This window comes from Dyella thiooxydans (assembly GCF_001641285.1).
Lineage (GTDB): Bacteria > Pseudomonadota > Gammaproteobacteria > Xanthomonadales > Rhodanobacteraceae > Dyella_A > Dyella_A thiooxydans.
This window is the reverse complement of the sequence record NZ_CP014841.1, coordinates 1,248,219-1,270,657: the sequence shown is the minus strand read 5'-3', so window position 1 is coordinate 1,270,657 and position 22,439 is coordinate 1,248,219. Positions and strand designations below refer to the sequence as shown.

At 66.4% G+C, this 22,439-nt stretch carries 16 protein-coding genes; 13 read left to right on the top strand and 3 right to left on the bottom strand.

From position 1 onward, the window contains the following. Window positions 1-4: 4 nt before the first annotated feature. The 7 genes from ATSB10_RS05820 to ATSB10_RS05790 all read left to right on the top strand — a co-directional run bounded on the left by ATSB10_RS05820 (window position 5) and on the right by ATSB10_RS05790 (window position 13,154). Window positions 5-967, top strand: coding sequence for a PilW family protein (locus ATSB10_RS05820; RefSeq protein ID WP_236886500.1), 963 nt, complete (start codon window positions 5-7; stop codon window positions 965-967). Window position 968: 1 nt separating this feature from the next. After that, window positions 969-1,541: a pilus assembly PilX family protein gene (locus ATSB10_RS05815; RefSeq protein WP_063671212.1), complete on the top strand. Its 573-nt coding sequence runs from the start codon at window positions 969-971 to the stop codon at window positions 1,539-1,541. 36 nt (window positions 1,542-1,577) lie between these two features. Then, window positions 1,578-4,838, top strand: coding sequence for a pilus assembly protein (locus ATSB10_RS05810; RefSeq protein ID WP_063671211.1), 3,261 nt, complete (start codon window positions 1,578-1,580; stop codon window positions 4,836-4,838). Between the two features lie 89 nt (window positions 4,839-4,927). After that, a complete protein-coding gene (locus tag ATSB10_RS05805; RefSeq protein WP_063671209.1) occupies window positions 4,928-5,371 on the top strand; it encodes a type IV pilin protein in 444 nt (147 codons plus the stop codon). A 474-nt stretch (window positions 5,372-5,845) separates the two neighbouring features. Beyond that, a complete protein-coding gene (locus tag ATSB10_RS05800) occupies window positions 5,846-10,240 on the top strand; it encodes a PAS domain S-box protein (protein WP_157469099.1) in 4,395 nt (1,464 codons plus the stop codon). Continuing rightward, window positions 10,237-10,695: a response regulator gene (locus ATSB10_RS05795; protein ID WP_063671205.1), complete on the top strand. Its 459-nt coding sequence runs from the start codon at window positions 10,237-10,239 to the stop codon at window positions 10,693-10,695. Before ATSB10_RS05800 ends, ATSB10_RS05795 begins: the two co-directional genes overlap by 4 nt. Then, window positions 10,692-13,154, top strand: a complete 2,463-nt coding sequence (locus ATSB10_RS05790; RefSeq protein ID WP_063671203.1) for an EAL domain-containing protein — start codon at window positions 10,692-10,694, stop codon at window positions 13,152-13,154. Before ATSB10_RS05795 ends, ATSB10_RS05790 begins: the two co-directional genes overlap by 4 nt. Window positions 13,155-13,262: 108 nt before the next feature. Here the strand turns inward: ATSB10_RS05790 and ATSB10_RS05785 are convergent, their stop codons facing one another. From ATSB10_RS05785 to ATSB10_RS05775, 3 genes are all read right to left on the bottom strand, one after another. Further along, a complete protein-coding gene (locus ATSB10_RS05785) occupies window positions 13,263-13,829 on the bottom strand; it encodes a GNAT family N-acetyltransferase (RefSeq protein ID WP_017460862.1) in 567 nt (188 codons plus the stop codon). Between the two features lie 86 nt (window positions 13,830-13,915). Then, window positions 13,916-14,674 carry a cyclic nucleotide-binding domain-containing protein gene (locus tag ATSB10_RS05780; RefSeq protein ID WP_063671200.1) on the bottom strand — a complete coding sequence of 253 codons (759 nt, stop codon included), beginning with the start codon at window positions 14,672-14,674 and terminating at the stop codon, window positions 13,916-13,918. Window positions 14,675-14,736: 62 nt separating this feature from the next. Beyond that, window positions 14,737-15,096: an ArsR/SmtB family transcription factor gene (locus ATSB10_RS05775; RefSeq protein ID WP_063671196.1), complete on the bottom strand. Its 360-nt coding sequence runs from the start codon at window positions 15,094-15,096 to the stop codon at window positions 14,737-14,739. Between the two features lie 204 nt (window positions 15,097-15,300). On the opposite strand from ATSB10_RS05775, the gene ATSB10_RS05770 reads away from it, so the two are divergent. The 6 genes from ATSB10_RS05770 to ATSB10_RS05745 all read left to right on the top strand — a co-directional run bounded on the left by ATSB10_RS05770 (window position 15,301) and on the right by ATSB10_RS05745 (window position 22,417). Next, a complete protein-coding gene (locus ATSB10_RS05770; protein ID WP_063671194.1) occupies window positions 15,301-16,590 on the top strand; it encodes an NAD(P)/FAD-dependent oxidoreductase in 1,290 nt (429 codons plus the stop codon). Between the two features lie 29 nt (window positions 16,591-16,619). Further along, complete coding sequence (locus ATSB10_RS05765; protein ID WP_063671192.1) at window positions 16,620-16,829, top strand: YgaP family membrane protein; 210 nt, start codon at window positions 16,620-16,622, stop codon at window positions 16,827-16,829. A gap of 25 nt (window positions 16,830-16,854) precedes the next feature. Then, on the top strand, window positions 16,855-17,943 hold the full coding sequence (locus ATSB10_RS05760; RefSeq protein ID WP_063671190.1) for an efflux RND transporter periplasmic adaptor subunit: 1,089 nt from the start codon (window positions 16,855-16,857) through the stop codon (window positions 17,941-17,943). Then, complete coding sequence (locus ATSB10_RS05755) at window positions 17,936-21,202, top strand: efflux RND transporter permease subunit (RefSeq protein ID WP_063671188.1); 3,267 nt, start codon at window positions 17,936-17,938, stop codon at window positions 21,200-21,202. Before ATSB10_RS05760 ends, ATSB10_RS05755 begins: the two co-directional genes overlap by 8 nt. Continuing rightward, window positions 21,199-21,666 carry an OsmC family protein gene (locus ATSB10_RS05750; protein WP_063671186.1) on the top strand — a complete coding sequence of 156 codons (468 nt, stop codon included), beginning with the start codon at window positions 21,199-21,201 and terminating at the stop codon, window positions 21,664-21,666. Before ATSB10_RS05755 ends, ATSB10_RS05750 begins: the two co-directional genes overlap by 4 nt. Window positions 21,667-21,802: 136 nt before the next feature. Next, entirely contained in the window at window positions 21,803-22,417 is a 615-nt protein-coding gene (locus ATSB10_RS05745) for an OmpW/AlkL family protein (protein WP_063671184.1), read from the top strand. The last annotated feature ends 22 nt before the right edge of the window (window positions 22,418-22,439 follow it).

The following is a 22,439-nucleotide window of genomic DNA, read 5'->3' as shown; positions in this document are numbered from 1 at the left end:
GTTGATGATCGCGATGCTGCTCGGCCTCATCGTGGTCGGCGGCGCGCTCAGCGTGTTCCTGGCCGGACAGAATTCCTACACCACGAACACCGCCCTGGCCGATGTCCAGGAGAACTCCCGCGTGGCGTTCGAGATGCTGATGCAGGACCTGCGGGCGGCCGGACTTACCGGGTGTGACAACGGTGCACCGGTGGCCAACGTGCTGCTGCATCAGGACACCCAGTGGTACGCCAATTTCGCCAATGCGGTGCATGGCTACACCGGGTCCCAGACCGACCCGGCGGTCGCCACCGGAACAGCGGCAGGCCAGCGGGTCACCGGCACCGATTCGATCCAGGTGCTGGGCGCCACCGACACGGGCCTCAGCGTGCAGTCCTACGATAAAAATTCGGCCCAGTTCACGCTGAACCAGCCCTCTCCGCTGGTACCCGGCGACATCATCGTGGTGTGTGATCCCACCCACACGGCCATCACCCAGGTATCGGGCCCCAGCACGTCCAGTTCGACCAACGTGGAGGTCGTGACCAATACGGGCGGCTCGCAATATCCCGGAGTCTGCTCAAAGGGTCTGGGCTTTCCGGTGGTGTGCACCCCGACCGGCAACCAGTACCCGTTCGGCGCCAACTCGCAGATCATCAAGCTGGTCGCCCACGACTGGTACATCGGCTACAACTCGGCGGGTACCAAATCCCTGTTCCGTGGTTCCGTGGATACGACATCGAGCAGTTCCAGTGCGCCGGCGATCGCCGACGAAATGGTGCGCAACGTTACCGACCTGCAGCTGCTCTACCACGTTCAGGGCGACGCGACCTTCAAGACGGCGGATCAGGTCAGCGACTGGTCGAAAGTCGATGCCGTGCAGGCGTCCCTGACGCTGGAAAGTACGGACAAGCGCGCCAGCACCGCCCAGCAGGCGATTAGCCGCAAATTCACGGCGACCGCCACCATTCGCAACCGGGTGAACTGAGATGATCCGTTCCAGCCATCGCCGTCTCTCTTTGCCCCATGCGCGGCACCAGCGCGGCGTCGCCCTGGTGGTGGCGCTGCTGCTGCTGCTGCTCATCACGATCGTGGGCCTGGCGGCTGTGCGAAGCACGACCATGCAGCAGAAGATGACCTCGAATTTCCTGGACCGGCAGATCGCCTTTCAGGCGGCCGAGGCTGCGCTGCGGCAGGGCGAGGTAGCCGTGCAGGCGGCTGCGTCCCCGGGAAACTTCTACGACTGCTCTCCCACGGGCGGCAACAATTGCCTGATCAACGCCATGACTGATCCCAATGTCCCTGCTGATCAGGTTGTCTCGGTTGCGAAAACCGCATTCGATGCAGGGACTCTCTCGGCAAGCCAGCCGCAATACGTGGTCGAGTACCTCGGGAATTTCCAGATTCCCTCGCCGGTCGTCAGCCAGGTGTCCAGTTGTTCGGGTTATGGCCCGTGCAGCTCCAACAGCACGGCCGATTTCTTCCGCATCACGGCGCGCAGTGGACCGGCCAATGCCGGCGACCGTGCCACGGTGACGCTGCAGTCGATCTACCGCAAGTAACGGCGAACGTCGCCCTGTCCTGATCGGGAAACCATCATGAAGCGCAATTCCCTCATCGCCAGCGCGCTGCTCACGCTCCTTTGCTTCGGCGGGGCAGCGCGCGCCACCACCTACACCGACAACTTTTCGGGAACGCAGTCGACGCTCGACTGGAAGGCCCTGGATTACGCCTGCCTGACCGCCGGTTCCGGCACGGGCAGTATTCCCAAGTGCTCCAGTCCGAATGACCAAGCGGGCTATGGCGCCCTTCGCCTCACGCCTGCGGTCAACAACCAGACAGGCGCCATCCTCTCCAACTTCAGCTTTCCACTGAGCCAGGGTCTGCAAGTCACCTTCACCACCTACACCTACGGTGGCAATAGTGGCGGCACGGCGGGGGACGGCGCCGACGGCATCACGTTCTTCATGACAGACGGTACCAAGCCCGTCCCATCCACCGCCGGTGCACTGGGCGGCAGCCTGGGTTACAGCTGCTCGAACGTGAATGGCAAGTACGAAGGCCTCGCCAACGCCTACCTCGGCCTGGGCATCGACGAGTTCGGCAACTTCCTCAATAGCGGCGACAACACCAACACCGGTGTAGTCAACACCCACTACTCGGGAGACATGTCGCTCGGTTCAAACAGCTGGTACAACGGTGGGCGTCAGTACCAGCCGATGCGCATCGGCCTGCGCGGCGCGGGAAACCTGACTTGGGCGTATCTGCAGTCGTTAAATCCGAACTACTACTCCGGCTCGCCGAACAAGAGCAAGCTCACGGCCGTCTGCTCAAGCGGCAAGTACGTCGGTTCCGATGGTGACAGTGTCTCGCTTCCTGCCTACACGAACTATGCCGTCATCCCCGGTGGCTACCGCGTGCTCCCGAATTCGCAGAAGATTGCCAAGGAGAGCGCCTCCACGCGTACCGATGCGTACCCGATCACCTACAAGATCACCATCTCGCCGTCGGGCCTGCTCAATTTCGCCTATAGCTACAACAATGGCGCGTTCACCCCGGTCCTTGCCAACCGCCTGATCACCCAGGACAACGGTCCGTTGCCCAGTGCGCTGCGCTTCGGCTTCTCCTCCGGTACCGGAGGCAGCAACAACGTCCATGAGATCACCTGTTTCCAGGCCTCGCCGTTGCAGTCCAATTCCAGCGCGGCAACCAACACGATCCAGTCGGGCGAAGTGAAAATCGGGTCGCAGGTCTATCTGGCGACGTATACCACGGATAACTGGTGGGGTTCGGTGCAGTCGCTGCCATTGGTGACCACCAACGGGACGCTGAGCATTTCCACCCAGGCCAACTGGGATGCCAGTTGCGTGCTGACCGGTGGTGCCTGCCCGGCGATGGGGACCGATGCCAGCGGCAATGCGACCACCACGGTGACTGCCGAGTCGCCATCTTCGCGCCAGCTGATGACCTGGAACCCGACCAGCGCCCAGGGCGTGGGATTGCAGTGGTCCAACCTGACGACCACGCAACAGGCTGCGCTGAACAGCACGGACAGCCTGGGCCAGGACCGAGTGAGCTGGCTGCGTGGTGTGCGCAGCGTCGAGCAGTTGCAGCCTTCGCCGGGCAACCTTCGGGCGCGTACCAAGGTGCTGGGCGACGTCATCGACTCCAGCCCGACCTTCGTCGGTGCGCCGGTGTCGGGCACGCTTCCGGATTCGTTCGCGGACGCCCTCTACAGCAATGCGAGTATTCCCGAGTCGGCGTCCGGAGCGCAGAGCTACAGCGCTTTCGTGACCGCACAGACCGGACGCACCAACATGGTGTACGTGGGTGCCAACGACGGCCTCCTGCACGGTTTCGAGGCTGGTTCCTATGACAGCTCCGGCAACTATGTCAGTACCAACAACGACGGCAAGGAGCTCGTCGGTTTCCTGCCGTCCGGCCTTTTGACTGGCAGCAAGCTTGTCAACCTCACCAGCCCGGTCTACACGCATGACTTCTATGTCGATGCCACCCCCAGCGTGGGTGACCTGTTCTACGGCAATGCCTGGCACACCTGGCTCGTGGGAGGGGTAGGGACCTCCGGAAGCGAAATCTACGCACTGGATATCACCAACCCGGGCAATTTCTCCGAGTCCAATGCGGCCAGCCTGGTCAAGGGCGACTGGATCGGCGGCTCCGGCACGCTCAGCCACCTGGGGCAGACGGTCGGAACGCCGATCATCGCCCGCATGCACAACGGGCAATGGGCGATCATCTTCGGCAACGGCCTGGGCAGCGGGACGTCGGCGGGCGTCTACATCGGGCTTGTCGATTCGACCACCGGTGCGGTGACTTTCCAGTTCCTTGATACCGGCATCGGTTCGTCCACGCTCGCCAATGGCATTTCCTACGTGACCTCGGCCGATCTCGATGGTGACCACATCGTGGACTACCTGTACGCGGGCGATCTGCAGGGCAATGTCTGGCGCTTCGATGTGACCAGCAAGAACTCCAATAGCTGGTCGGTATCCAAGTACGGTGCGAACGGCTCGGCCTTCAATCCGCTGCTTGTCGCCAAGGACGCCTCCGGCAACCGGCAGCCCATCACCACGGCGCCGGTGGTGGCGAGCGTGCGCACGGGCAACACCAACCGGCTCATGGTGTTCTTCGGCACCGGCCGCAAGACGCCGTTCACGGCCAGCCAGGGCGACCAGTACGCTAACGGCACCCAGACGTTCTACGGCATCTGGGACTACGACATGAGCAACTGGAACAGCATCGCGTCGATCAAGTACGCGACGCTTTCCGGTGCGCAGTCGATCTCGCGCAGCACGCTGCTGCAGCAGGCGCTGGTGTCGCAGACCGCCGGTAGTGGCAACGGCCAGGTGCTCGGCTACCGGACGCTGTCGACGTCGAACGTGGTCTGCTGGAAGGGGTCGACCGACTGCACCAGCAACGACAACGAATATGGCTGGTATTTCGATTTGCCCGATACCGATGAGCAGATCATCTACAACCCGACCATCGTGGAGGGGGCAGTGGTGGTCAACACCGCCGTCCCGCCGACCATCTCGGCCATCCAGTGCAACCCCGGCCTGCAGACCGGCTGGACCATGGCGTTCGATCCGGCCTCCGGTGGCGGGGTGAAGAACGGCTTCTTCCCCGGCATCAGCGGCGGCTTCGGCGCAAGCGGCGATGGCTCGGTCACCTCGGGCATCCGCCTCGACGCCGTGGGTACGGTGACAACGGTCAAGTACGGTGGCGACACCTACATCGTCACCCAGACCGTGCAGGGTGCCGCCAAGCTGAGCAAGGTGAATCCGCCGAACAACGAGAACCCGTCGCGCGTATCGTGGCGCGAGATCCGCTCGAACTGAGCGGGTGCGTAGTCCAAGGCAACCGGTGGCTGCGTATCGCGCGTAGCCACCCGCCCGGCGAGTCGGGCAAAGATCCAGGAGAACGATCGATGTCCCACCCGCATACCAACCGACCACCCGCAGCCCGAGTCGCCGGTTTCTCGCTAATCGAGCTGATGATCGTGGTGGCCGTCATTGCCATTCTCATGGCGATCGCGGTGCCGTCCTACATGAAGTACACCATCCGGACCCATCGCACGGCGGCCGAGAGCTGCCTGTCCGAGTATGCGAACTACATGGAGCGCTACTACACCACCAACATGCGCTACGACCAGTCCGGCGGCACCACATTGACCCTTCCCACGCTGGGCTGCAAGACCGATACGGCGTCCTACTACAACTATGGGTTCGCCTCCGGCGAGCCGACCCAGACGACATTCAATATCCAGGCGGTTCCGATCGGCAACCAGCTCGCCAAGGACACCCAGTGCGGCACGCTCTCGATCAACCAGTCCGGTACCCGCGGCTCCAATGACACCGCCAGTTGCTGGTAAGCAATGATGGGCTGACGGCTGAGTGACCGCATGGTTGTCTGGAAAGTGATCCGAAGGGATTTCCAGCCCCCATGCTTATGGGGTGGCGGACTGCCAGTCTCAGAGCGATCTCGACTCGAAGCTCGTAGACTGGGCGCCTGCCGCCGAACCGTGCGATGAGGTCGGCCTGTTAGAACGTTGGGCAAGTCGCCAGACTGGGGGAGGTATGGCGGGCACTCGTGCGTGGACTGGCATCGGTTTTCTGGTGCAAAGGGTGGTCCCGAGGCCATCACTCCGTCTCGGATCAACCGATCCGGATCGGAGTCTGCCTGCGTTCGAGATGAATAGTCAGCGCCGCCATTCCCTTCCAATCGCTTCAGCCTTCGATATGCAGCGAAGCGCTTCAGCGCCCCGCAACGTGGTCCGGTGGCGGGCAGGGGGCACGGCATGCTTGGATGCACGCGCTCCGGGTGTGCTGCTAGGTGACATGCAGACGTGAGAGGCGATGCCCCACTGTCGGCTGACGAAGTCCGTCGCAACTGGTTCTTGCCGGTGGCGACGGGGGTGCTCGTGGTGCTGCTCACCACCATCCTCTGGAGCGTGCTCGACCGAAGACAGGCATCCCTCGAGGCGGCGCTCGCCCGCAGCCGTCAGCAGGGACTGACGACCGCGCTGCGGGCCGGCATGGATGTACAGGCGACCGCCGTACAACGTCTGGCGAAGCGCCTCGGCATGGTCGACGAGCCGCTGAGGGGCGAATTGTTCAAACTCGATGCGGCTGCGTTTCTCGCCGACATGCCCGGCCTGCGCGCGCTGGCATTCGCCGACAACGACCGGGTGCTTCGCCTCAATCTGGTGCGCTCCGCGCCTGGCGTGGGCTTGGGAGCGAAACTCGACGAGGCACCCGATCGTCGCGCGGTCTTCGATGCGGTGGACGCCGAAGGCGTGGTGCACCTCAGTGCGCCCGTTCAACTGTTGTCTGGCCAGCCGGGCGAGTTGCTGGTGGCCCCGGTGGTGTCGTCCGGCAGCCGCGTTGGCTATGTGGTGGCCGTCGTCGCGTTCGATCGGTTCTTCCCCAGTCTGCTCGCCTCGCAGGAGGGTGCCGATTCGCTGCTGATCAAGCAGGGCCGGCAGACCATTTTTGCCCGTGGCTTCGTGCGTGTGCCTGGCAGCGCGCCAGCGGCCACGGTGTCGCTCTACGGCCAGCAGTGGAGTGTGACGTCCAGCGCCCCCGGGCGGATCGCCGACCAGCGGCCGACGTGGATGGTGCTGCTGCTGGGCATTGCGTTGGCCGTGCTGCTGACCTGGGCATTGAGCTTGTCCGGCCTGGCCAGAGCCCGTGAACGCCAGGCGATGCTGATGAGCGCCAGGTTGCGCGACCAGGTGCATGCGCGCGAAGCGATGCAGGCCGCACTCGCGGATGCCGAAAAGGACATGATCGCCGTGCTCGAGAGCATCAGCGACGGCGTCTTCATGGTCGACCCGACCTGGCGCTTCACCTACGTCAACCCACAGGCGGCGCGCATGCTCCAGGCGGATGTCGGTGCGCTGCAGGACGTGTCGTGCTGGTCGGTGCTGGGTGGTCTGCTCGACGATGCGGGCACCGGCGGTGCCATGCATCGCCGGTGGCAGGACGCCATGCGGGACGGCCGGCCGGTCACGCTGGAGGCAACGAACGAGGTCGGGGGCTGCTGGTACGAGATGCGTGCCTATCCCCATGCGCGTGGCCTGACCGTCTACATGCACGATATTTCCGAGCGCAAGCGTCGTGAGCGCGAGTTGCTTAAACGCGATGCCGATTCGCGCCACGCGCTGCAACTCGGGCGCATGGGTAGTTGGGAACTGTACCTGCGCAGCGGCTACCTGCACTGGTCGCCGGAGACCTGCGCCATCTTCGGCGTCGAGGAAAGTCCGGGGGAGAAGGGCATCGAGGCATTGCGGCGACGGGTGCATCCGGAGGATTGGCAGGCGCTGCTGGACGACCAGCGGCGCCTTGAGCACGGCGACGACCGCATCGACCGGCGCTACCGGATGATCCGTCCGGACGGCGAGGTGCGGGTGATCCGGGCGCTGGCCGAGCTGGTGGTCAAGGAGGGCGATCCGATCGTCGCCGGCGCCGTGCAGGACATCACCGAGCAGGAGCGCGTGCGCGAGGCGCTGTCGCAGGCGATGGAAGCGACCCAGCTGGTGATGGACAGCGCTCCCGATGTGATCATCGTCCTCGACCGTGAAGGGCGCCTGTTGCGGGTCAGCGCGGCGGCCGAGCGGTTGTGGGGCTATCCGGTCGAGAGCCTGGTCGGCGAATCGATCACCCGGCTGGTCCATCCCGATGACGTTGCGGCCACGTTCGAGGCGGCCGCGGACATCGCGGCGGGGCACCCGAACCCGAACTTCCGCAACCGCAACCTCACGAACGACGGCCGCGTGTTGCACATGCAGTGGTCGGGTATCTGGTCGGAGCGTGCGCAGTGCATCTACGCGATCGGGCGCGACCACTCCGAGCTGCACCGGGTCGAGGAACTGGAGGCGGCGCAGCGGCAGGTGCTGACGGCGATCGCAAGCGGCAGGTCGCTACCCGATGTGCTGGAAGCCATCGTTCGAGCCTGCGAGGCGCAGCAGCCGGAATCGCTTTGCTCCGTTCTGCTGCTCGAAGACGGGCGGCTGCGTCATGGCGCGGCTCCGCATCTCCCGCGGCAATACATGAAGGCCATCGACGGTGCGGCGATCGGACCGGAAGCGGGATCCTGCGGCACGGCCGCGTGGCGGCGGGAGCGGGTCGTGGTCAGCGACATCGCCACCGACCCGCTGTGGGCTAACTACGCGGCGCTCGCGCTGCCGCATGGCCTGCAAGCCTGCTGGTCGACTCCGATCATGGCCCGCAACGGCAGCGTGCTGGGCACCTTCGCGGTGTACTACGGCGAGATCCGCGAACCTGGTACGGAGGAGTTGGCTGCCATCGACGGCCTGGCGGCACTGGCCTCGATCGCGATCGAGCACGAGCAGGCCTTCCGGCAGCTCAGCGAGAGCGAGCAGCGCTTCCGTTCCCTATTCGATCACCACCCGGACGCGGTATTTGCGCTCGATGCCGAGGGGCGCATCGCGCAGTCGAATGCCGCCGCATCGGCGCTGCTGGGCGCGACGCCCGCCGAGCTTCGGCAGCGCCTGTTCGCGCGCTTCTTCACCGAGGACGAGCATTCCCGCATCGAGGCGGCGCTCGCCAGCGCCGCGGGTGGCGAGGCGGGCCGCCTACAGGTGGAATTGCAGGGAGCCGAGGATCGCTTTCCCGGCTACCTCGTGACCCTGCCGATCATGGTCGAGCAGCGGGCCCATGGCCTGTTTGCCGTGCTTCAGGACCATCGCCAGCTGCGCAGTGCCCAACAGGCCACGGTAAACCAGCTGGCGCTGCTCTCGGCGGTGGCCGAAAGCGTCGGCGAGGGGCTGCTGGCGGTCGACGCCAGCGGCGTCCCGACCTTCCTCAATCGCACGGCCGCCCGCCTGCTGGATCTGCCTTCCTACGGATTGCCGCATCCCGAGGCCTTGCCGCCGGAGGCCCGGAGCGCCGTGGCAGGGATCCTGGACGGTCGCGACCTGGCCGGCAACGACGACGCGTCGTTCTCGCTGGGGGACGGGCACAGGCTGGATGTGGCCTACGTCGCCACGCCCCTGCGCATCGGCGGCCGGCTGGCGGGCGCGGTGCTGGCATTCCGCGACATCGGCGACATCAAGGAGGCGCGCCGCTCGCTGCTCGACCGCCAGCGCTTCTTCGAGCTTTCGCTGGAGGTGTTCTGCATTTTCGACGCGGGCAGCGGGCACTTCGTGCAGGTCAATCCTGCCTTTTGCCGGCTGCTCGGCCACGACGAGGCCACGTTGCTGGGCATGCCGCTGGTCGAGCTGGTCCATCCCCAGGACCGCATGGCCACCGAAGATGCGGTCACCTGGCAGTACGAGAGTGGCGAGCCGCTGTCGCATTTCGTCAACCGCCTGCGCCGCGCCGACGGCAGCGACGTGTGGCTGGAGTGGACGTCGCGTCGTTCCCCGGAGGGGCAGATATTTGCCGTCGCCCGCGATGTCACCGCCAAGCGCCAGGCCGACCAGGCGCTGGAAAAGGCGATGGATGACCTGCGCATCCGCAATCGCGAGCTGCAGGATTTCGCCTATGTCGCTTCCCACGATCTGCAGGAGCCACTGCGCAAGATCCAGGCGTTCTCCGATCGTCTGCAGTCCCGTCTCGCCGGGCAACTGGACGACTCGTCCAGCGACTACCTGCAGCGTATGGGCGACGCGGCGTCGCGCATGCAGACGCTGATCGACGACCTGCTCGCCTACTCGCGCGTGGGAACGCGTCCGGCAGCACTGGTGCCGGTGGACCTCTCCGCCGAGCTGGCCACGGTGCTGGACGACCTCGATGCACGCGTGCAGGAGGCCGGGGCGCGGATCGATGCCGGACCACTGCCGAAGCTGCAGGCCGATCCCTCCCAGATGCGCCAGTTGTTGCAGAATCTGCTGGCGAACGCACTGAAGTTCCGCGCACCGGACCGTCCCTGCCTGATCAGGGTATCGGCCCGGCCGCTGGGGGAGGCGGGAATCACCACCGAACGCTGGGAGATCTCGGTGCAGGACAACGGAATCGGCTTCGATCCGTCTTACGTAGAGCGTATTTTTGCTCCATTCCAGCGACTGCACCCGCGCAATGTCTATCCCGGTACCGGTATCGGGCTGGCCATCGTCCGGCGTATCGTGGAGCGCCATGGCGGGACGGTGTGGGCGGAAGGGGTGAGTGGGCAAGGGGCGCGCTTCGTCGTCGTGATGCCGGCCCATGCGGCTGGACCGGTACGGGAGCTGCCGGATGCGCCACTGTCGAACAGGGATCTGCCAGGAGCGAGTTCATGACGCAGTTGCAGGGGACGTTGTCGATACTGGTGGCCGAGGACGATGCGGACGATCGCGTGCTGTTGTCCGATGCATTCGGCGAGAGCGGGGTGGAGGTGGCGATCGAATTCGTTGCTGACGGCGTCGAACTGATGTCGCGTCTGGTCGAGCGCGATGCCGCGGCTAACGGGGGATTGCCGGATCTGGTGCTGCTGGATCTCAACATGCCGCGGATGGACGGGCGCGAGGCGCTGCGGGCGATCCGCGAAAGCGAGCGGCTGCGGCATCTGCCGGTGATCATCCTGACCACCTCGAAAGCGGAGCTGGACATCCGGCTCAGTTATCAGCTGGGCGCAAATTCCTACGTCACCAAACCGCGCCGCTTCGACGAACTGATCATGGTGCTGCGTTCGCTGGAGCGATACTGGATGGATATCGTGCAGCTGCCTTCCAGCGCGCGACGGGAGGATGCATGAACCATACGCCGCTCCGCGTGCTGGTGGTGGATGACGACGAGGACGATTTCATCCTCATCCGCGACATGCTCCGCGATGCCAGTGCGGGCGGCTATCAGTTCGACTGGTGCGCGACACCGGAAGAGGGGTTGAGCGCATTGCGGCAGGGCGACCACGACGTTTACCTGGTCGATTACCTGCTCGGCCCGACCAGCGGGCTGGACCTGATCGAGACGGTCAACCGCGAAGGGCTGACGCGGGCCTTCATCGTGCTCACCGGGCGCGGCAATCCCGCGGTCGACATGGCCGCGATGGAAGCCGGTGCCAGCGATTACCTGGTGAAGGGGCTGATCGACGCCGAGCGCCTGGCGCGCAGCATCCGCTACGCGGTCGACCACACCCGGTTCGTCGAGGTCCTGCGCGAGAGCGAGGCCAGTCATCGGCTGCTGTTCGATGAGGGGCCGGTGCCGCTGGTGCTGTTCGACCCGGGCCGGGGGCGCATCCTCGCGGCCAATGCGGCGGCCCAGAAGCAGTACGGTGGTGCGCAGGGCTCGCTCGAGGGGCGGGCCTTCGAGACCCTGCTCGCGCCCGGCGAGCGCGAGCGCTTCGCCAGCCAGCTGTCCGCGGGCGAACTGCTCGATGGCCAGCCGACGATATGGGAGCACCGTCGCGGCGACGGCTCCTCCCTGCCGGTCGAGGGCATCTACCGGGAGATGGACTACCGCGGACGTCGCGCCGTACTTGCACACCTGCAGGATGTCAGCGCCCGGGTCCATGCCGATGCGCGCCGCCATCTGCTGGAGCGCGCCATCCAATCCACCGGCAACGGTGTCGTGATCGCCGATGCCCGGCAGCCGGACATGCCGGTGATCTTCATCAACCGGGCATTCGAGAGGATCACTGGCTACTCCGGGCAGGAAGTGCTGGGGCGCAATTGCCGCTTTCTCCACGGCAACGAGGACAACGAAGCCGAGCGCGCGGGCATCCGCCACGCGTTGGCCAACCACCAGGAATTCAGCACGCTGCTGCGCAACGTCCGCAAGGACGGCACGCTGTTCTGGAACCAGCTCTATATCGCGCCGGTGCGGGATGCCCGGGGCGAGGTCACGCACTACATCGGGATCCAGAGCGACGTCACCGAGCAGCGCGACACCGAAGCCCGACTGGCTTATGCCGCCACCCACGACGCGGCGACCGGGCTGGCGCGTTATCCGGTGATCGAGGCGATGCTGGAGGCGCACGGGCGGCTGCACGCGCAGCAGCCGATGACGCTCGTCTATGCCGACGTCGACCATTTCCATGCCATCAACGAGGCCATGGGGCACGAGGTCGGCGACCGCATCGTGGCGGAGATCGCCGGGCGACTGCGTGCGCTGGTCGGCGATCGGGGCCGGGTGGCCCGGTTCACCGGCGACGAGTTCGTGATCGCGCTGCCCGGCATGGCGCTGGGCGACTCGATGGAACTAGCGGCGGCACTGAGCCAGGAAGCCGCGCAGCCGATCGCCATCACCACCGGCGAGGTGCTGGTCACCATGAGTATCGGCGTGGCCAGTTATCCGGAGCGGGTCGAGGATCTCTCCGAGCTGCTGCTGCGGGCCGAGGCGTCGATGACCCGCGCCAAGCATCTGGGGCGCGACATGGTCTGCGCCTACGCGCAGGAGGACATGCTGCGGGTGGAAGATCGCCGCATGCTCGGTGCGCGGCTGCGCTCGGCCATGCAGGCCGACGAGCTCTACCTGGACTACCAGCCGCAGGTCTGTGCGCAGGACGGTCGGCTGCTCGGTTTCGAGGCATTGCTGCGCTGGAACAGCCCGGAGCTCGGTCTGGTCATGCCCGACCGATTCATTCCCGTGGCCGAGGGCATGGGGCTGATGCCGGAGCTGGGACAGTGGGTGCTCGACCGCGCCTGCATGCAACTGCGCCAATGGATCGATCAGGGCATCGGCGGTGGGCTGGTGCTGGCGGTCAACGTGGCGGCGCAGCAGGTGCAGCGCCCCAATTTTGCCGAGCTGGTGGCCGAGACGCTGCAGCGCCACGGGCTGCAGCCCGAACAGCTCGAGCTGGAGGTGACCGAGTCCTCGCTGATGGAAAACATCGACCGTGCGCTGCAGGCCATCCGCAAGCTCGAGGCCCTCGGCGTACGACTCGCGTTCGACGATTTCGGCACCGGCTATTCCAGCCTTTCCTACCTGCGGCAGTTCAAGGTCGACCGGCTGAAGATCGACAAGTCCTTCATCCGCGACCTCCCCGACGACGACGACAGCGTCGCGATCACCCGCACGGTGATCGCGGTGGGGCACCAGCTTCAGATGGGGGTGGTCGCCGAGGGCGTGGAGACGGCCGAGCAGGCGCGGCTGCTGAAGATCCTGGGCTGCGATGCGCTGCAGGGCTACCTGATCAGCCGGCCGATGCATGCCGACGCAGCTGGGGAGTGGCTGCAGCGCCAGCCGGCCGTCGCCACCGCGTCACACGAGGCCTGAGCCCGACGGGCGAGCGGATGCAGGATGCGCGGCAGACCCGCATCGCGCGCTTTGCCCGGGGGCGGGCGGCGCGAGGGCGCGACGATGCGGGCCGCCGGCACGGGGTGGTCACAGTGCCAGGGTGTGGATCACCTGGGCGGCGTCGTCCGGATCGAGGTGGCGCTGAAAGCCCAAGTGGTGGGCCAGCTCGCGCATGGCTTCGTTTTCGGCCGAGTCGATCGAGAACATCTGCTTGAAGCCATTGCGGCGTGCCACGTGGATCAGGTGTTGCATCAGCACCACGCCGAGACCGCGATGACGCCAGTCGTCGGCCACCGTCACCGCGCATTCGCAACGGCTGCCGTCGCCCGTGGCGCTGTAGCGGCTGACCCCGACCTCGCGCAGTTCGCCGTTGTCGTGCGCCAGCGCGACGAAGGCCATCTGTTCGGGATAGTGCACGTCCATCAGTTGCTGCAGCAGCGCCGGACTGACTTCCTTGAAGTCGCAGAGGAACCGATAGCGCCGGGATTCTCCGGACAAGCGCTCGATGAAGGCTTCCTCGCGCTCGCGGTCCTCTGCGCGAAGCGGACGGATCAGCACGCGGGTGCCATCGCGCAGGGTGTCGATCCAGTGGGTGCCTTCGAGCGCTTCGGGCGGCAGTTGCGGGTCGAGCGGAGCAGGGGGCTGGGCGTTCATGGCGGACTTCCGGCAAGAGTGCCCGTGCATCCTAGGCGGACGCCCGTCGAACCGGATTGACCTCGGTCAAGACCGGGGGCGACGCCTCAGAGGGCGCCGCCTTTCTTGCTGCTCGTGCGCGGGCTGCTGCACATCTCCTCGAGCAGGTCCGGACGCAGGATGGTGACGGCCTTGCGACTCACTTCCAGGATGCCGGCCTCTTCCATGCGGGTGAACAGCCGGCTCACCGTTTCCACGGCCAGGCCAAGGTAGCTGGCGATGTCATAGCGCGACATGGACAGGTTCAGCGAGCTGCCGTCGCGGTGCAGACGCGCATAGCGGTCGGACAGGCTGCGCAGGAAGATCGCCATGCGCTCCTGCGCCGGCTGGCGGCCCATCACCACCATATGCTGGTGCTCCGCGGCAACCTCGCGGCTGACCACGCGCATCAGCTGCCGCTGCAGCGAGGGCATCTGGGCCAGCAGATGGTTGAGGTGCTCGTAGGGCAGTTCGCAGATGCTCGAACGTTCCAGCGCTTCGGCCTGGCTGGCGTGGTGGTCGTTGGCCAGGGCGTCCACGCCGACCAGTTCTCCGGGCAGGTGGAAGCCCAGCACCTGCGAGTTGCCGGATGCATCCTCGACGAAGGTGCGCAGCGAGCCGGAGCGGACCACGTACAGCGCGTGGAACTGGCCGCCTTGGCGGAACAGTGCTTCGCCGCGATCCAGGGTGCGTTTGTCGCGGATGGTGGCGTCGAGCCGCTTGAGGTCCTCGCCGTCGATGCCGGCCGGAAGACAGAGCTCGTGCAACGCGCACGAGGCGCAACTGCGGCGGAGCTGGTTCAGGTCGAGAACGCTGCTGGTATCCATGCGGGTGCTCTTTCCCTGTCCTAGGCAGGAGGTGTATCGGTTTCTTGCGTAGCCCGGGCAGGTTAACCGATTGCCGAGCAATCGTCTCCCGTAGCCGGTGCGCAGTAGATGCCGTGCAGCGCTTCGATCACCTGCAGCGCCGGGCCAGGGGTCAGGGCGTAGTAGATGGTCTGCGCCTCGCGCCGGGTCGTGACCAGGCCGTCCTGCCGGAGCCGGGCGAGATGCTGGGACAGCGCCGACTGGCTCAGCGTCATCGACGCATGCAGGTCGCTGACCGAGCGTTCCCCGCCCAGCAGCAGGCAGAGGATGCGCAGCCGCTGCCCGTTGGCCAGCACCTTCAGCAGCGAGGCCGCCTGGTCGGCGTTCTCGCGCATGGCATCGATGTCCAGTTCGACCGGGGGAGGCGGATGGGAGCTTTTCATGGACTCGGTCTCGCGATGGCTCCGGGGGCGGGCTTGTCCCGCGGACGACGTTGACATTTTAGCTTGAAGCTAATTAAGATGACACTACATTAGAAAAAGCTAATTTAGTGCACATTTGATCAGCGGCAAGTCGATCGCTCACCCGTGGGCGCATCGTCAGGCCCGTCGCGACCTCTCCGGCGCACCACCAGAAGGAGTCCACTCATGGCACACGTCATCGTCATTGGCGCCGGCATCGGCGGCATGTGCGCGGCCTACGAATTGCGCGCCGCGATCGGCGGCAGTCACGCGATCACCGTCGTCGGCGAGGCGCCGAGCTTCTCCTTCACTCCGTCCAACCCGTGGGTGGCGATCGGCTGGCGCAAGCCTTCGGACATCCAGGTCGAGGTGGCGCCGGCGCTGGGTCGCCGCGACATCGGCTACATCGACTGCGGCGTTGCCAAGGTCGTTCCGCAGGAGAACCGCATCGAGCTCAAGGACGGGCGCAGCATGGCCTACGACTACCTGGTGATCACCACCGGGCCGCGCCTGGCGTTCGACGAAGTGCCCGGCCTCGGCCCGCATGGAGGCCACACCCAGTCCGTGTGCACCACGCCACACGCCACCGACGCGTGGGCGAACTACGAGGCGTTCGTGAAGAATCCGGGGCCGGTGGTGATCGGCGCGGCGCAGGGAGCCAGCTGCTTCGGTCCCGCCTACGAATTCGCACTGATGCTCGACACCGACCTGCGCCGGCGCAAGATCCGCGACCGGGTGCCGATGACCTTCATCACCAGCGAGCCCTACATCGGCCACATGGGCCTGGGTGGCGTGGGCGACTCGCAGGGCCTGCTCGAGCGCCAGTTCCGCCAGCGCCACATCCGCTGGCTCACCAGCGCGAAGATCGACAAGATCGAAGACGGCCAGTTCCACGTCTCCACCCTGGGCGGCGCCAGTCAGCCGGCTGGCGAACACACGCTGCCGTTCGCCTACTCGATGATCATCCCGGCCTTCACCGGCGTCGACGCGGTGCGCGGCGTCGAGGGGCTGGTGAACCCCCGTGGCTTCGTGCTGATCGACAAGCACCAGCGCAACCCCACCTACCGCAACGTCTTTTCCGCCGGCGTGTGCGTGGCGATCCCGCCGGTGGAAGTGACGCCGGTGCCGACCGGCGCGCCGAAGACCGGCTTCATGATCGAGTCGATGGTGACCACGCTGGTGGCCAACCTGAAGGCCGATCTGGAAGGGCGCGAAGGCAATGCCGAAGCCACCTGGAACGCGGTGTGCCTGGCCGACATGGGCGACAGCGGCGCGGCCTTCGTGGCGTTGCCGCAGATTCCGCCGCGCAACGTCACCTGGGCCCGCGAGGGCAAATGGGTGCACGTGGCCAAGGTGGCCTACGAAAAGTACTTCCTGCGCAAGATGCGCGCCGGCACCAGCGAGCCGCTGTACGAGCGCTACGTGATGAAGGCGCTTGGCATCGCACGCATCAAGCCGGGCACCGGCAAGCACTGATCCCGATCCTTTTCCACCAGAGAACCGTCATGAACATCGATCGCTTCGTCCTCGCGTTTGCCGGCAGCGTGGTGCTGCTGAGCGTGGCGCTGGCCCACTTCGTTTCGCCGTGGTGGCTGCTGCTCACCCTGTTCGTCGGTGCCAACCTGCTGCAGTCGGCCTTCACCGGCTTCTGCCCGCTGGCGCTGATCCTGCGCAAGGTCGGCCTCAGGCCGGGCTGTGCGTTCGGCGACCGCTGACCCACCTTCCCCCAGAGAGACCGACATGATCGTGCGTGTGCGCCACCTAGCCCCCCTTTTCGCGCTGGCCCTGCTCGCCGGCTGCGGCGACAAGTCCGCGCCCTCGGCAGGCCAGGCGCCCCGGCCTTCGCTTGCCTCGCAGGTGATCCATGCCGGCGACGCGTCCCGCGAGCAGACCTGGGATGGCGTCGTCGAGGCAGTCAACCAGGTCACCCTGACGGCGCAGACCAACGCCCGCGTGCTGGCCTTGCCCCACGACGTCAACGACGTGGTGCCGGCGGGCGCGGTGCTGGTGCGCTTCACCGACGTGGAGCAGCGCTCCTCGCGCGACGCGGCGCTGGCGCAGCTCGCTTCGGCACGGGCCAGCTACAGCGATGCGCAGGCGTCGTTCGAACGCTTCTCCGCGCTGTTGCCCAAGGGTTACGTGTCGAAGTCCGACATGGACAGCGTGCGTGCCCGGCGCGATGCCGCCAAGGCCGCGCTGGACGCCGCGCAGGCCCAGCTTGCCCAGGCGAAGCAGAGCGTGGACTACACCGAAGTGCGCGCACCCTACGCCGGCGTGATCACCCGCCGTTTCGTGCACGTGGGCGAGGCGGTGCAGTCCGGTCCGCCGTCGCCGCAGCCGCTGATCGCGATGGAATCGCTCGACGCACTGCGCGTCAGCGTGCAGGTGCCGCAGAGCTCGGTCGATGCGATCCGTGCCGCGAAGAGCGCCACCATCCTCGCCGATGGGCGTCGCGTGCCGGCGAAGGACATCACCGTGTTCCCGTATGCCGACCCGGCCACGCATACCTTCACCGTGCGCGTGGAGGTGCCGGGGCAGGACAGCGGCCTGCGTCCGGGCACGTCGGTCAAGGTGGCATTTCCCACGGGCGACGCGAAGCAGTTGCTGGTGCCGGCGTCTGCGCTGGTGCGGCGCGGCGAGCTGATCGGCGTCTACGTGATCGGCGATCACGGCGTTTCGCTGCGCCAGCTGCGCGTGGGCGATACGGTCGGTGACCGCGTGCAGGTGCTGGCCGGTCTGGACGACGGCGAGACCATCGCGACCGATCCGGTGGCGGCGCTGAATTTCCTCGCGCAGCGGCGCGCCAAGGATGCGTCCGGCCATGAGTGAGGCAGGGAAGATGGGCATCTCCGGGCGCATCGCACGGGCGTTCCAGGCTTCGCAGATCACCCCGCTGCTGGCCCTGGCGGGCCTGCTGCTGGGCATCGCCGCGGCGATCATCACGCCCAAGGAAGAGGACCCGCAGATCGAGGCCACCATGGCCAACGTGATGGTGCCGTTTCCCGGCGCCAGCGTGGACAACGTCGAGCACCTGGTTTCGTTCCCGCTGGAGCAGAAGCTCTCGGAGATCCGCGGGATCAAGCACGTCTACTCGATGAGCCGTCCGGGCATGTCGGTGGTGACGGTCGAGTTCCAGGTCGGCGTGCCGCGCCAGGAGGCGCTGGTCCGCCTGTACAACAAGATCTATTCGAACGCCGACTGGGCGCCGCAGGGGCTGGGCGTCGGCCAGCCGCTGGTCAAGCCCTATGGCATCGACGACGTGCCGATGATGGCGCTCACGCTGTGGTCGGACCGCCCCGAGGTGGACGCCGACCAGCTCGCGCGGGTCGCGCACACGCTGGAAACCGAGGTCAAGCGCATCCCGGGCACCCGCGACGTCTACACGCTCGGTGCGCCCGACCGGGCGGTGACGGTGCAGATCGATCCGTCGAAGCTGGCCAACTACCAGCTCACCGTCGGCGATCTCGACCAGGCGCTGAAGGCGGCCAACATGGCGGCCGACGTCGGCAGCGAGATCGGCGACAACCGCAACGTGCCGGTGAAGGCCGGTCGCCTGCTGATGAATGCCGACGAGGTGGCGCACCTGGTGATCGGCCTGTCCGGCGGCAAGCCGGTGTACCTGTCCGACGTGGCCACGGTGACGGCCGGTGCCGACCAGCCCAGCCAGTTCGCCTCGTTCGGCGCGCCGGCGGGCAAGGCCGGTCCGCTGACCGGGCTGGTGCCGGCGGTGACCATCGCGATCGGCAAGAAGGCCGGTACCAACGCGCACACCATCGCCAGCGAGGTGCAGGCGCGCATCGCCGCGCTGCGCAACGTCTCGATTCCGGACAGCGTGCACGTCACGGTGACCCGCGACTACGGCTACACCGCCAACCAGAAGGCCGACGAGCTGATGCTGCATCTGGCGCTGGCCGCGCTGGCGGTGGTGGCGCTGGTGCTGTTCGCGCTGGGCTGGCGCGAGGCGGTGGTGGTTGGCGTGGCGGTGGTGGTGACGCTGGCGATCACCCTGTTTGCCTCGTGGGCGATCGGCTTCACCATCAACCGCGTGTCGCTGTTCGCGCTGATCTTCTCCATCGGCATCCTGGTCGACGACGCGATCGTGGTGGTGGAGAACATCCACCGGCACATGGCGCTGGGCGGCAAGCGCCTGCTGGAGGCGATCCCGCAGGCGGTGGACGAGGTCGGCGGCCCGACCATCCTGGCCACCTTCACGGTGATCGCGGCGCTGCTGCCGATGGCCTTCGTCGGCGGCCTGATGGGCCCGTACATGCGGCCGATCCCGATCAACGCGTCGGCCGGCATGATGATCTCGCTGGCGGTGGCCTTCGTGGTCACGCCGTGGCTGGCTTTCCGCCTGCTCGGGCACCACGAGCACCAGGCACATCCGGGCCATGGCGAGGGGCTCAAGCCATCGCGCATCGATGCCTTCCTGCAGCGCTTCTTCAAGCGCCTGATGACCCCGTTCCTGGCCGGTCGCAGCGCATCGCGCAAGCGCCGCATGCTGTTCGCCGGCATGGGTCTGCTGGTGCTATTGGCGGTGGGCCTGGTCGGCGTGAAGGCGGTGATCCTGAAGATGCTGCCGTTCGACAACAAGAGCGAATTCCAGGTAGTGCTCAACATGCCCGAGGGCTCCACCCTCGAGCAGACCCAGCGCGTGCTGGTGGAGATGAGCCAGGTGATCGACAAGGTGCCGGAGGTGAAGGACTTCCAGATCTATGCCGGTACCTCTGCACCGATGAACTTCAACGGCCTGGTGCGCCAGTACTACCTGCGCAACCAGCCGTACCAGGGCGACATCCAGGTCAACCTGGTCGACAAGGACGAGCGTTCGCGGCAGAGCCACGAGATCGCCAGTTCGGTGCGTCCGGCGCTGGCCGCGGTGGCGCGCAAGTACCACGCCCACATGGTGCTGGCCGAGGTGCCGCCGGGTCCGCCGGTGATGGCGCCGATCGTGGCCGAGATCTACGGGCCGTCCTACGGCGGCCAGCGCCAGCTGGCGCGGACGATGGAGCAGATGTTCGGCAAGACCGACGGCATCGCCGACATCAACTCCAGCGTCGAGAGTCCGGCCGCGCGCCGCAAGGTGTTCGAGATCGACCGCGAGCATGCCGCCACGCTGGGCGTGAGCCAGGCCGAGATCGTCTCGGTGCTGCAGGCGGCGATGGGCGGCGACCGCGCAACCTACCTGGGCGAGCCGGGAATCAAGTACGCGGTGCCCGCGCTGCTGCGGCTGTCGCCGGCGGCGCTGGCGTCGACCCAGACCATCCTCTCGCTGCGGGTACGCTCGCGCAGCGGTGCGCTGATCCCGCTGTCGGAGGTGGTGAAGGTGAGCGACGAGCCCTGGGCCGGCGCGGTCTACCACAAGGACCTGCGCCCCTATGCCTTCGTCACCGCGGACGATGCTGGCAGCGAGGACAGCCCGATCTACGGCATGTTCCGGCTGGTCGGCAAGCTCGGCGCGGGCAAGGTGGATGGGCACACGCTCACCCAGCACTTCACCGGGGCGCCGATCGGTGACGACCACTACTCGATCAGCTGGAGCGGCGAGTGGGAGATCACCTACGAGACCTTCCGCGACATGGGCATCGCCTATTCGGTGGGTCTGGTGCTGATCTACCTGCTGGTGGTCGGTCAGTTCCGCAGCTATCTGGTGCCGCTGGTGATCATGGCGCCGATCCCGCTGACGGTGATCGGCGTGATGCCCGGCCACTGGCTGTTGGGCGCACAGTTCACCGCCACCTCGATGATCGGCATGATCGCGCTGGCCGGCATCATCGTGCGCAACTCGATCCTGCTGGTGGACTTCATCAACCATGCGATCGCCAGCGGCCTGCCGCTGGAAGAGGCGGTGGTGGAGGCTGGCGCGGTGCGTGCCAAGCCGATCATCCTCACCGCGATCGCGGCGATGCTCGGCGCGTTCTTCATCCTCACCGACCCGATCTTCCAGGGGCTGGCGGTGTCGCTGGTGTTCGGCGTGCTGGTGTCCACGGTGCTCACGTTGCTGGTGATCCCGCTGCTGTATTACGCCATGCTTGATCGGCGCCGCCGGAAGACCGCGGCGATCACCGATCAAGGAGCACATGCATGAGCGAGACCCAGGAGTTCACCCTGACCCTGACCCAGGAGAGCGACTACGTCTTCCGTATCGCCTTCGACGACACCCCGATCCCCGAACTGGTCACCGATGAGACCGCGCCGCTCGGGACCGATCACGGCCCGAATCCGTCGCGTCTGCTGGTGGCGGCGGTGGCCAACTGCCTCAGCGCGAGCCTGCTGTTCGCGCTGCGCAAGTTCAAGAACGACCCGGGCACGCTGGTGACCCGGGCACGTGCGACGCTGGGCCGCAATGAGGAAGGGCGGCTGCGGGTGCAACATATCGCCGTCACGCTGGAGCTGCCCGAGGCGGTGGCCGATTATCAGCAGGCCGAGCGCCTGCTGGCGCAGTTCGAGCACTTCTGCGTGGTGACCGGTAGCGTGCGCGACGGCGTGCCGGTGGAAGTCACCGTGCGTGATCGTGACGGCCAGACGGTCCATCACAGCGAGGCGGAGTAGGGCGGGCGATCGAGGGCTGCGGCAGGGCGTCGCAGCAAGACGGATCGGATCGAAAGAACTGACGGCGGTCAAAAGGCGAAGCGACAGGCTGATGACAATGCATCCGTCTTTCGACACAACAACAAAGGAACGCCCCATGAAAGCATCCGCTCTTGCCCTGACCGCCCTGGCCCTCGCCTTGGGTGCCGCATCCGCCGCCCACGCCGCCGATACCTCGCCGTGGGTGTTCCGGGTTGGCGTCCACACCGTCAATCCGAAGTCCAACAACGGCACGTTGGCCGGGATGAAGGCCACCATCAACAGCGACACCAAGCCCACCTTCAGCATCGAATACATGTTCGATCGCAACTGGGGTGTCGACGTGCTGGCCGCGCTGCCGTTCAAGCACACCGTCCGCCTCAATGGCGTGTCCGCCGCGACCACCAAGCACCTGCCGCCGACGGTGGGTGTGAACTACCACTTCATGCCCGACGCGACGGTCTCGCCGTTCGTGGGCGTGGGCCTGAACTACACCAATTTCTTCCAGACCCGCGGTGTCGGCCCGCTGCAGGGTACGCATGTAAGCATCGCAAACAGTTTCGGCGCAGCCGCGCACGCCGGCCTCGATTTCCGCATCAACGATCGTTGGCTGGCTACCGCGGATGTACGCTGGATGAGCATCGCCGGTGACGTGAAGGTAAACGGCACCAAGGTCGGCAAGGCCAAGATCGATCCGCTGGCCTACGGCCTGAGCATCGGTTACCGCTTCTGATACCGGAGATGCGATCACCTTC